The sequence below is a fragment of the Acidobacteriota bacterium genome (assembly GCA_040754075.1).
Taxonomy (GTDB): Bacteria; Acidobacteriota; Blastocatellia; order UBA7656; family UBA7656; genus JBFMDH01.
Genome location: JBFMDH010000003.1, coordinates 104,020 through 114,872, shown reverse-complemented (window position 1 = coordinate 114,872; position 10,853 = coordinate 104,020). Strand labels below are relative to the sequence as shown.

The 10,853-nt window shown below is 49.7% G+C and carries 10 protein-coding genes; 9 read left to right on the top strand and 1 reads right to left on the bottom strand.

Annotation, left to right across the window (positions count from 1 at the left end; all coding sequences use genetic code 11):
• Positions 1-229 precede the first annotated feature (229 nt).
• The 4 genes from AB1757_04335 (at position 230) to AB1757_04320 (ending at position 5,188) form a co-directional block, all read left to right on the top strand.
• A complete protein-coding gene (locus AB1757_04335; GenBank protein MEW6126270.1) occupies positions 230-2,683 on the top strand; it encodes a VIT and VWA domain-containing protein in 2,454 nt (817 codons plus the stop codon).
• Between the two features lie 156 nt (positions 2,684-2,839).
• Positions 2,840-3,724, top strand: coding sequence for an SIMPL domain-containing protein (locus AB1757_04330; GenBank protein MEW6126269.1), 885 nt, complete (start codon positions 2,840-2,842; stop codon positions 3,722-3,724).
• Between the two features lie 47 nt (positions 3,725-3,771).
• Complete coding sequence (locus tag AB1757_04325; GenBank protein MEW6126268.1) at positions 3,772-4,788, top strand: NADP-dependent oxidoreductase; 1,017 nt, start codon at positions 3,772-3,774, stop codon at positions 4,786-4,788.
• Between the two features lie 256 nt (positions 4,789-5,044).
• Complete coding sequence (locus AB1757_04320) at positions 5,045-5,188, top strand: hypothetical protein (protein MEW6126267.1); 144 nt, start codon at positions 5,045-5,047, stop codon at positions 5,186-5,188.
• Between the two features lie 22 nt (positions 5,189-5,210).
• Here the strand turns inward: AB1757_04320 and AB1757_04315 are convergent, their stop codons facing one another.
• Positions 5,211-5,927, bottom strand: a complete 717-nt coding sequence (locus AB1757_04315) for a histidine phosphatase family protein (protein ID MEW6126266.1) — start codon at positions 5,925-5,927, stop codon at positions 5,211-5,213.
• 188 nt (positions 5,928-6,115) lie between these two features.
• Here AB1757_04315 and AB1757_04310 point away from each other — a divergent pair, with 188 nt between their 5' ends.
• The 5 genes from AB1757_04310 to AB1757_04290 all read left to right on the top strand — a co-directional run bounded on the left by AB1757_04310 (position 6,116) and on the right by AB1757_04290 (position 10,845).
• On the top strand, positions 6,116-7,612 hold the full coding sequence (locus AB1757_04310; protein ID MEW6126265.1) for an NCS1 family nucleobase:cation symporter-1: 1,497 nt from the start codon (positions 6,116-6,118) through the stop codon (positions 7,610-7,612).
• 38 nt (positions 7,613-7,650) lie between these two features.
• Entirely contained in the window at positions 7,651-8,658 is a 1,008-nt protein-coding gene (locus AB1757_04305; protein MEW6126264.1) for a TonB family protein, read from the top strand.
• Positions 8,659-8,667: 9 nt separating this feature from the next.
• Positions 8,668-9,474, top strand: a complete 807-nt coding sequence (locus tag AB1757_04300) for a methyltransferase domain-containing protein (GenBank protein MEW6126263.1) — start codon at positions 8,668-8,670, stop codon at positions 9,472-9,474.
• A 63-nt stretch (positions 9,475-9,537) separates the two neighbouring features.
• Positions 9,538-10,407: a nitrilase-related carbon-nitrogen hydrolase gene (locus tag AB1757_04295; GenBank protein MEW6126262.1), complete on the top strand. Its 870-nt coding sequence runs from the start codon at positions 9,538-9,540 to the stop codon at positions 10,405-10,407.
• A gap of 51 nt (positions 10,408-10,458) precedes the next feature.
• Positions 10,459-10,845 carry a four helix bundle protein gene (locus tag AB1757_04290; GenBank protein MEW6126261.1) on the top strand — a complete coding sequence of 129 codons (387 nt, stop codon included), beginning with the start codon at positions 10,459-10,461 and terminating at the stop codon, positions 10,843-10,845.
• The last annotated feature ends 8 nt before the right edge of the window (positions 10,846-10,853 follow it).

The following is a 10,853-nucleotide window of genomic DNA, read 5'->3' as shown; positions in this document are numbered from 1 at the left end:
TCAACCAAATAAACCGTGGGCTTCTGTGCCGAAACCTTGAGCGCCCCAAACATAGAAGCCCGTCAATCAAACAACAAAAAATTCGCACCGTGCTGCCAGAATCAGAATGGGTTCGCCAATTTAGTTTTCAGTTTTCAGTTTTTAGTTTTTAGTTTTCAATTACAACTATCTCATTTAACGACAATCTAAAAATTCAAACTGCATCGCTAACCGGCGAAGAAGGAGATTTATGCACCGCAAAGTTTACCTGTTTTTTATATGTCTAACAGTCGCTTGCCTTGGCGCTTACATCAGCATTGCCAACATCGAAGAAAATAATGGATTGGGATTTACCTCTTCAGCTTCAACCAAAGTTACCCAGGGTTCGCTTCACGCCGTCAGCGCCGAAGGCAACACCATTGGCGACTGTCCACTGAAACATACCGAAGTTAAAGCCGAAATCAACGGCTTTCTGTCGCGCGTTTTTGTCACCCAGGAATTTGAAAATCCGTTTAAAGATAAAATCGAAGCCATCTACACTTTCCCACTTCCGCAAAACGCCGCGATTGATGAAATGACCATGCACATCGGCGAACGCATCATTCGCGGGCAAATCAAACGCCGCGAAGAAGCCCGTAAAATCTATGAAGCGGCACGCAACGCCGGTCAGGTCGCCAGTTTATTAGACCAGGAACGTCCGAATATTTTCACCCAATCGGTCGCCAACATCATGCCGGGCGAAAAAATCAACATCACCATCAGCTATGTTGAAACCTTGAAATATGAAGCCGGGTCTTATGAGTTCGTTTTCCCAATGGTCGTCGGCCCGCGTTACATTCCCGGCACGCCAACCGGAAAACAGGGTGGCGGTTTCGCGCCCGATACTGACCGCGTGCCGGATGCGTCGCGCATCACGCCGCCGGTTGCTGCCCCCAACACACGCGCCGGTCACGATATTTCCATCGAAGTGAAACTCGACGCCGGGGTGCCGATTGACAATATCAAATCGACGCTTCACGACGTTGATATTGATAAACGTGACGCCCACACGGCAAGCATTACGCTACGCAGCAAAAATGAAATTCCCAATAAGGATTTTATTTTGAAATACGATGTCGCAGGGCGAAAAATCGAAGACGCGTTGATGACTCATCGCGGCGCGCAAGGCGGCTTTTTCACTTTTATTATGCAACCGCCGGAGCGCGTCACTGCCGAAGATGTCACTCCGAAAGAGATTGTTTTCGTTCTCGACACTTCGGGGTCGATGATGGGCTATCCGATTGAAAAAGCCAAAGAGTGCATGAAACTCGCGCTCGATAATCTCTATCCGCAAGACACCTTCAACCTCATCACCTTCGCAGGCGATACTCATATTTTATTTAATGCGCCCGTCCCGGCAACGCGCCAGAATTTAGCTCGCGCGCAGGCTTTCCTGCAATCGCGTTCAGGCAGCGGCGGCACTGAAATGATGAAAGCGATTCGCGCCGCGCTTGACCCATCCGATAAACAAGACCACATCCGCATCGTCTGTTTTATGACCGATGGTTATGTCGGCAACGATATGGAAATTATTTCCGAAGTGCAGAAACATCCGAACGCCCGCGTCTTTTCTTTCGGAATTGGTTCATCGGTAAACCGTTTCCTGCTTGACAAAATGGCGGAACACGGACGCGGCGAAGTCGAATATGTCACGTTGCAGGATGAGGGTTCGGCTGCCGCAAAACGTCTGCACGAACGCATGCACAGTCCTCTGCTCACAGACATTTCAATCGATTGGAATGGATTGGCAGTCGCAGACGTTTATCCAAAACGCATTCCCGATTTGTTCAGCGCCAAACCTGTGGTCGTCACCGGTCGTTATACGACAAGCGGCAAAGGGGTGATTTATCTCAAAGGCAAAATGGCTGGGCGCGATGTGGTCAAAGAGATAGCCGTTGAGTTGCCCGGCGAGGAACCGAGTCGCGATGTTTTAGCGAAGTTATGGGCGCGAACCCGCATCGAAGATTTAATGTCGCAGGATTATGCCGGTGCACAAAACGGTTCAATGAATGCCGAGTTGCGCGAAACCGTCACGCAGGTGGGTTTGGAGTATCGCTTGATGACGCAGTTCACTTCATTCGTTGCGGTTGAGGAAAAAATCATCACCGAAGGCGGCGTGCCTCGTACCGTTCAAGTGCCGGTTGAGATGCCCGAAGGCGTGAGCCACAAAGGCATCTTTGGTGAAGATAAAGAAGAAAGAAGCCCATCGCTAAACGGACAGGCTGCGGTGGGCAAGATGTCTGCGAGAAGCTATGGTATTGGCGGCGGCGGTGGCGGCGGTGTAGGCCGCGCTTCTGCGCCAACTGTCTCATCGCCTCTTCCCACAGCCGAACCGGCGAAAGAAAAAGATGATGCAACGAAGATAAAAACGCCTGCCGGTTCCAAATTGCATCCATCGGTTGCGGCTATCATTGACCGTTTGAAGAAGCGTTTACCGGCATCAGCCGAGGAAACGAAATTCGTCAAAGCCGGTAAAGCCGAGTTGCGCGTTCACCTCGCGAACCTTTCCAAGGGAACGCTTGCGCAACTCAGGCAACTCGGATTTGAAATGCTTACCCAGGTAAATGGCTCGAATGTCATCACCGGTCGCCTCAGCATTGAAAAACTTGATGCTTTGGCGAAACTCAACACGGTGATTTACATCGCGCCGTTAAACAGCAATTAGCGAACATCTCTTCCTTAGAGTTGGTTAAACGCCAATCTCTGTCAACGGATGAAGCAAGCGCGAGAGAGTACACGAACCCTGTGGTTCATGTTAATCTTTCGCTTGCCTCATCCGCCTTTTTATTTTTCAAACCATTTTGAATCGAAGGTGCTTGTTATGAAAAAATTCCTCTTGGCTTTTTCAATGCTTTTGGTTTTCAACTTCGCAAGCCTCGCGCAAGAAAGCGGCAATCGGGTTTATGGCAACAATCAAAGGCAACGTGAAACCGTGCCGCAACTCGGAAATCTTTACAGCACCGAAGCCAAAGATGCTGCCGGTTCGCCCTTCATCGAGGCTTATGTGTTGCTCAATCTCAAACCCGATGAATTTATCGCGGTGTTCGGCATCGCCCAGGAGGGCACCACGCTTGCCGACAGCGCGACAAAAATCAACGCCCAGATTAAAACCTTTCAAACGGCAATAGAAGCTCTCGGCATAAAACCGAGCGATGTCTTCGTTGATTTCATCACTCAGAATCGCGTCTATGATTACACGGTTGCCGGAACTCTGGCGAAAGAAGAATTATCCGGGTTTGAAACCAAAAAAAATATTGCCGTTCGTTATAAAGACCGCGCGGTGTTGGATAAGCTATTGACCGCCGCCGCCAAAGCCGCGATTTTCGATTTAATCAAAGTCGAGTATGTCATCAGCGATATGACCGCCGCGCGTCAGCAATTGCTGGAAGAAGCCGCGAAAATCATTAAGAAAAAAGAGGAAAATTATGCGCGGTTGTTGAATATCAAGTTGCGCCCCAGCCTCGTCTTTCAGGAAAAATACAACACCTTTTACCCGTCGGATTTGTATAACGTCTATACCGCTTATGAAACCGGCAATGTGGGTAATCGCTACGATATGCGCATCCTTGAACAACGCAAGACCAAAACCTTTTTTTACAATGCGCTCGACATCAGTAATTTCGACGCGGTGATGAACCCCATCGGCATCGAACCGATTGTGCAATGCACGCTGTATCTGAAAATCAAATACAGCCTGAGCCAATAATTTTGTTTACGCTATAATGCCGTCAAAACTATTTAAGGGAGAAATCTATGCCACAAATTAATAGACAATTTACGCTTGCGGCGCGTCCGGTCGGGTTTCCCAAAGAATCCGATTTTAATTTAGTTGAGACGCCGATTCCTGAACTTAAAGACGGCGAGTTTTTGGTTCAGTCCATTTACCTTTCGGTTGACCCGTATATGCGCGGGCGTATGAACGATGCCAAATCTTACGCCGAACCCGTAAAAATCGGCGGCGTGATGGTCGGCGGCGTGGTCGGCAAAGTCATCGAATCGAAAAATGCGCAGTACCACTCCGGCGATTATGTCGAAGGCTATTTCGGCTGGCAGGAATATGCCGTCACCAGTGGCGAAGGCGTGAGAAAACTTGACCCCAATCTAGCGCCCATCTCAACTGCGCTTGGCATTTTAGGCATGCCGGGAATGACTGCCTATTTCGGCTTTCTGGAACTTTGCCAACCGAAGGCGGGCGACACCGTCGTCGTTTCAGGCGCAGCCGGAGCCGTCGGTTCATTCGTCGGACAAATCGCCAAAATTAAAGGCTGTCGCGCGGTCGGCATTGCCGGAACCGATGATAAAGTCGCGTGGCTTACCAACCAACTCGGATTCGACGCGGCGTTCAATTATAAAACCACAGAAAACTACGTCGCCAAACTCAGGGAACTTTGCCCGAATGGCATTGATGGTTATTTCGATAATGTCGGCGGGGCAATTAGTGACGCGGTCTTCATCAATCTCAATCCGTTTGCGCGGGTTTCAATCTGCGGGCAGATTTCGCAATACAATCTTGAAAAACCTGAAATGGGTCCGCGATTGATTTTGGGAACCCTGCTTGTCAAACAGGCGCGCGCCGAAGGCTTCATCGTTTCGCGTTTCGCTGACCGCTTCCCGGAAGGCATCGCGCAAATGGCGACGTGGCTCAACCAAGGCAAGTTGAAATACGAAGAGACCATCGAACCTGGCTTTGAAAACATGCCGAAAGCCTTTCTCTCAATGCTACAGGGTAAAAACACCGGCAAACAACTGGTTAAAACCGCTGCCGATTAACCCTCGTGCAGAATTAAAGTCTTGTGTTCATCGCCGAAAAAAGCTAATTCTAAAGCGACCGTGTTCAAACTCGCGGTCGCTTTAGAATTGCATCAACAGCCCTCCTGACATTTGCCATCAGCCTTATCCGTCGATTTCCAATAACCTGAAAAACCTCAAATCCGCTTTCGATTCGCCTTTATCATTTGCTCAGTCGGTGACTGCCGACGCCCTGCCTCAGAGCGCCGCTAAAACGAAGCGCAGCTTTGCGCCTTCTTTGAGCGAAGCGGTATTCATCTGTTGCCTGTTGCTTGCCATCAATATTGGCGATAGGTTTTTAAACGACGGCGACACCTTCTGGCATATTGTAACCGGCTACACAGTTGTCACGGAAGAAAGCGAAAGCGACGCCAGCGAATAATTATTGTCGCTACTCGCTTACGTCATCGATAGGTGCGCAAATGCGGTTCGTCAAGATGCGGAGTCGCGTTGAACCAATCAAGCGATAATTTATTGCGATTGAAAAGCAGTTCGGTGATTGAACAATTGCGGATGCGCCAGTTGAGGTCAAGGGCGCTTTGTTCCGTCGCATTAACGGCGATTTGCACCATCACGCCGATGGGTCCGCCCGAAGTAAACACCGCGATGCGACGACGGCTGCCGCCTTGAATGATTTTTTTCAACCCCCGTTCAACCCGCGCGCTGAACGACAGCCACGATTCGACATCCGACAGATGAATGTGACCTTCAAGCCAGATGGTCATCAATGCTTCAAACATTTTTTGGAAATAGCGATTGCGGTTGGGGGTGTCTTTGTTGGCGTCAAACTCTACACAAAGCCTGCGAAATTCGGGATTTTTTTCGGCGAGCGCGGGACGCAGGCGATGCAAAATGCCATCGGCATCATATTCATTGAACTCACTCATCACCACCGGCTCAGGCAGCGGAAGTCCCGCTTGACTGTAGCCCTCATAAACGATTTCCGCCGTGCGGTGATGGCGGGTGAGCGTACCCACATACACTTCGTCAAATTGCACACCGTAACGCAGCCAGTAATCGGCGAGTTTGCGGGATTGCGCTTCGCCAATTTCGGAAAGCCGGTCGGTAATTTTTTCAAACGGGGTTGCCTGCCCATGTCTTATCAGCGTGAGTGTGCTCATCTAAGTTGAAAAATTATTCCTTTAAAAATTAACTGCAAAGCCGGATTTTCAGTTCGACATTGTAGCATTGCCGTTGAGATTGCGAAGAGTTTTTGTAAGCCTCCGAGGTTTTATATTCGCGTTAATTCAAGTATGATGCCTAGGCAGCGAAACAACGCCCCATATCCCAACCCCATTTGAGGTAAGACATGGCTGTTCAAACAGAAGGTGAGCATGATTTCGTTGAACTCACCCAGGAGGTTTCGCATTCGTCGCTCTGGAACCCTGACCTTGCACCAACGACCATCAAAGAACGCACCTGGTCAACGTATAACATCGCCGCCTTGTGGATCGGCATGAGCGTGGTGATTACTACCTATACGCTTGCCGGAGGTTTCATCGAACAGGGGATGAACTGGTGGCAAGCGATGATTACGATTTTGCTTGGCAATACCATTGTGTTAATCCCCATGATTTTGAACGCCCATGCCGGAACCAAATACGGCGTGTCGTTTCCGGTTTTGTGTCGCGCCTCGTTTGGCACGAAAGGAGCAAACCTCGCGGCGATGGCGCGGGCGTTGGTTGCTTGCGGATGGTTCGGCATTCAAACCTGGATTGGCGGCGAAGCTTTCGATGGACTCATGCGGGTCATGTGGAGCGGTTGGGCATCAGTGCCCGGTCACACCTTTATTATGTTTTTCGTTTTCTGGTTGATTCAGGTCTTTATCATTGTGCGCGGCATCGAAGGCATCAAATATCTCGAAAGCTGGTCAGCGCCCTTGCTGCTTGCGGGCGGCGCGATTTTACTTTTTTGGGCGACGAATGAAGCCGGTGGCATGGGTCGCGTGCTCGATTCCGTTTCGCTTTTACAACACACAGACCCGACCAACCCGCGCCCGTCATTCTGGCAAATGTTTCCACCTGCGCTTACCGCAAGCGTCGGTTACTGGGCGACGCTCAGTTTGAACATTCCCGATTTTACGCGCTATGCCAGAAGCCAGCGTTCACAAATGCTCGGACAGGCCTTGGGGCTGCCGACGACGATGACGGCATTCGCCTTTATCGGGGTTGCGACCACCTCGGCAACCGTGTTGATTTTCGGTCGCCCGATTGCCAATCCGGTTGAACTTGTCGGGCAGTTTAATAGTGTGGTGATTGTGCTGTTTGCCACCATCGTAATTTTTGCTGCGCAACTGACGACCAATATGGCAGCCAATGTAGTGTCGCCTTCAAATGATTTTTCCAATCTCAATCCGCAAAAAATCTCTTATGTGACGGGCGGGTTAATTACGGCAATCATCGGCGTGTTGATGATGCCGTGGAAATTATACAGAGATGCGGCGGCATATATTTTCACCTGGCTGATTGGTTATTCGGGGCTGATGGGGGCAATCGGTGGAGTGATGATTTGCGATTACTGGATTCTGCGCAAACAGAAACTTTCGCTACCGGATTTATTTTTGGAAAACGGCATTTACAGTTACGCGAATGGCATCAACTGGCGAGCCGTGATTGCTATGGGTGTCGCGATTATCCCGGTCTTTCCGGGCTTCATCCGAGCCGCGACAACGCCGAACGGTCTGGTGGCGAATCCGATTTTTTTTGATAGCATCTATACTTATGCCTGGTTTGTAACCTTTGCTATCAGCTTCGTGGTCTACTTTGCCTTGATGCAAAGTGAAATCAAAACTCAAACCAGCGAATAAAATTTATGATTCTCAATGCAACAAATAAAATATCTGTGATGAGCAAATCAATCACCGTCATCATCGCGCTTGCGCTTTGCCTGATCAATTTTTCAACTCAAACCCTGGCGCAAAAATCTGTTTCTGCATCCCCCGCGCCTTCGCGATTGCTTGCCGATTTAAAAAGCTCTGACCCGTTTAAACGTCGCGAAGCTGCCAACGACCTGGGCGCGTTGCGTGCCAGAGAAGCAGTGCCTCAACTCAATGCCGCTTTGTTTGATAAAGACGAAACCGTGCGTGAAGCCGTGGCTTTTGCGCTTGGGCAAATCACCGACCCGCGCGCGGTTCCGGCGCTCACCAAAGCTCTTGCCGATAAAGATTCCGAAGTGCGCGCCGCCGCCGTCTTTGCGCTTGGCATGATTGGCGAACGCAAAAGCGCCGTCGCCATTTCCAATATGCTTGATGATGGTTCGGCAATCGTGCGGTCGGCAGCCGTCACGGCGCTTGGCTTGATGCAGGATGACGCCGCAGTTGATGAATTGCTCGATGCGCTAAACGATGTGTCATTCGATGTGCGTTATGATGCGGTGTGGGCTTTGGGGCAAATCGGCGCGGAAGATGCCATTGACCAATTACAGGTCGCAATGGTCGGCATCGATGCGGTGACGCCGGACAATACCTTGCGCGAAGAGTTTCGTCTTGCCGTACAAAACGCCATCGAACGCATTCGCGCCCAGGAAACCGGCGTGGCGACCCGCCCGCGTAAAACCACCGAAGGCGCAATCTATCCGAACCGTTATGGTAACGAATCGAATCCCATAGGCATTCGTCAATCGGTTAAATTATTGCCATCGGAACGCGCCCGCACAGGCAAATTGAGCGGCACCGTAAAGTTGAAGATTTTGGTTGCCGCCGATGGTCGTGCCGCCCGCGCTTATGTATTGAAACGCGCCGGCAATGGCTTAGACCAACGGGCTTTGCAATCCGTGATGCAATACAAATTTGAACCTTCGTTGATTTCAGGAATGCCGCAAACCGGCTGGATTTTCATCGATATAAAATTTTGAGAGGTTTTTATGGCTGACGCAAACGTGGCATTCGCCGGTTCGATTCCTGAAAACTACGACCGTTTTCTTGTCCCGGTTTTCTTCGCGCCTTATGCGCGAGACCTGGTTCGGCGCATAACCGTTCAAGAAAATGCTGCCGTCCTTGAAATCGCCTGCGGGACGGGAATGGTGACGCGCAAACTGAAAGACACGCTGCCTGCAACCGCGCGACTGGTGGCGACCGACCTCAACCCGGAGATGATGGAGGTCGCAAAACGCAAATTCACTGCTGATGAAATTATTGAATGGCAACAAGCCGATGCGATGAACCTGCCTTTTGCGGATGAAACGTTTGACGCCGCCATCTGTCAATTCGGCTTGATGTTTGTTCCCGATAAAGTTACCGCTTTATGTGAAGTGAAGCGCGTGTTGAAACCCGGAGGTATTTTTTTATTCAGCGTCTGGGATGCGATTGAAAAAAATGAAATGGCACAGATTGCCCATGAAACGATTCAAAGTTTTTTTGATAATGACCCACCCGCTTTTTATGAAATTCCTTTTAGTCTCGACAATCCCGAAGGGGTTCAAGCGTTTTTAAAAGAGGCCGGTTTCATTGATATACAAATGGACATCGTCACGATGACCGGCGAAAGTCCAACAGCGCAGGACGCCGCGCGTGGGACGGTTGAAGGAAATCCGATCATCAATGCCATCAATGAGCGCGGTGTAGATAAAGAAAAAGTTATCGAAGCAGTCGCCGAAAAGCTTGCAAAACAATTAGGCGATAAGCCTTTGAAAACTAAATTGCAGGCGTTGGTTTTCAAAGTGAAAAAATGAATCTGATTGGGTATGAATAACCGGTCTTGAGATTTCTTCAAACCATTGAGAGGAGCAATTGTCATGGCAAAGATTGTTAAGTGCGGACTCATTCAAGCGACCAACGCTTGTTCGACTGAGGAGCCGCTTGAAAAAATCAAACAGGCAAATATCGAAAAGAATTTGGGCTTCATTGAAGCGGCTGCCCGTCAGGGCGTGCAGATAATCTGTATGCAGGAAGTGTTCACCACCCCGTATTTTTGCGCCGAGCAAACCACGCGCTGGTATGACGCGGTTGAACGCATTCCCGATGGACCTACGGTTAAGCTCATGCAGGAGGTCGCCAAAAAACATGGCATGGTCATCATCGTGCCGATTTACGAAGAAGAGATTACCGGCGTTTATTACAACACCGCCGCGGTAATTGATGCAGACGGCACTTATCTCGGCAAATATCGCAAAAATCATATTCCGCACGTTGCGCCGGGTTTTTGGGAAAAGTTCTACTTCAAACCGGGCAATCTCGGCTACCCGACGTTTCGCACAGCCTTTGCGCAGGTTGGCGTCTACATTTGCTATGACCGGCACTTTCCCGAAGGCGCGCGCGCTTTAGGTTTGAACGGCGCAGAGATTGTCTTCAATCCTTCGGCAACGGTTGCGGGACTTTCGGAATATTTATGGGAACTCGAACAACCGGCGCACGCGGTTGCCAACGGTTATTTCATCGGCGCTATCAATCGCGTCGGGCACGAACAGCCCTGGGACATCGGCGAATTTTACGGCAAGAGCTATTTCTGCAACCCGCGCGGCAAAATCATCGCCCAGGCTTCACGCGATAAAGATGAACTCGTGGTCGCCGATTTGAATCTGGATGAAATTCGCGAAGTGCGCAATACCTGGCAATTTTTCCGCGATAGAAGACCGGAAACCTACCTTGAGTTAGTTGAAGAATAAGGACTGAGTGCTGAGGACTGAGGACTGAGTTGTCAAACAAGGAGGCAAGCAATGGGTAGAGTAGAACGTTTTGAAGATTTGATAGCTTGGCAGAAAGCTCGCTTATTGACTTGTCGAATTTATAAATCCACACGACGTGGGAGTTGGGCTAAAGACTTTGGACTCTCGTCTCAGATTCAACGCGCTTCAGTTTCAATAATGTCGAACATCGCTGAAGGGTTTAAAAGAGGGCGTAGAACGGAATTTCATCAATTTCTATCAACAGCAAAAGCCTCTTGCGCTGAAGTTCGCTCTCAACTTTATATAGCCTTTGATGTCGGCTACCTTAATCAAGATGAATTTAACCAATTATTAGTACAAGCTGAAGAAGTTGGACGAATAATCGGTGGATTGCGTTCATCCGTTGAAAAACAGCGAAATGAGCAAAGAACTGCTTGAACTCAGTC

What these genes read in the sequence shown, in the direction of transcription:
- AB1757_04295 (MEW6126262.1), top strand. Translation starts at nt 9,538, where the DNA reads ATGGCAAAGATTGTTAAGTGCGGACTCATTCAAGCGACCAACGCTTGT.
- AB1757_04310 (MEW6126265.1), top strand. Translation starts at nt 6,116, where the DNA reads ATGGCTGTTCAAACAGAAGGTGAGCATGATTTCGTTGAACTCACCCAG.
- AB1757_04330 (MEW6126269.1), top strand. Translation starts at nt 2,840, where the DNA reads ATGAAAAAATTCCTCTTGGCTTTTTCAATGCTTTTGGTTTTCAACTTC.
- AB1757_04335 (MEW6126270.1), top strand. Translation starts at nt 230, where the DNA reads ATGCACCGCAAAGTTTACCTGTTTTTTATATGTCTAACAGTCGCTTGC.
- AB1757_04325 (MEW6126268.1), top strand. Translation starts at nt 3,772, where the DNA reads ATGCCACAAATTAATAGACAATTTACGCTTGCGGCGCGTCCGGTCGGG.
- AB1757_04300 (MEW6126263.1), top strand. Translation starts at nt 8,668, where the DNA reads ATGGCTGACGCAAACGTGGCATTCGCCGGTTCGATTCCTGAAAACTAC.
- AB1757_04315 (MEW6126266.1), bottom strand. Translation starts at nt 5,927, where the DNA reads ATGAGCACACTCACGCTGATAAGACATGGGCAGGCAACCCCGTTTGAA.
- AB1757_04290 (MEW6126261.1), top strand. Translation starts at nt 10,459, where the DNA reads ATGGGTAGAGTAGAACGTTTTGAAGATTTGATAGCTTGGCAGAAAGCT.
- AB1757_04305 (MEW6126264.1), top strand. Translation starts at nt 7,651, where the DNA reads ATGAGCAAATCAATCACCGTCATCATCGCGCTTGCGCTTTGCCTGATC.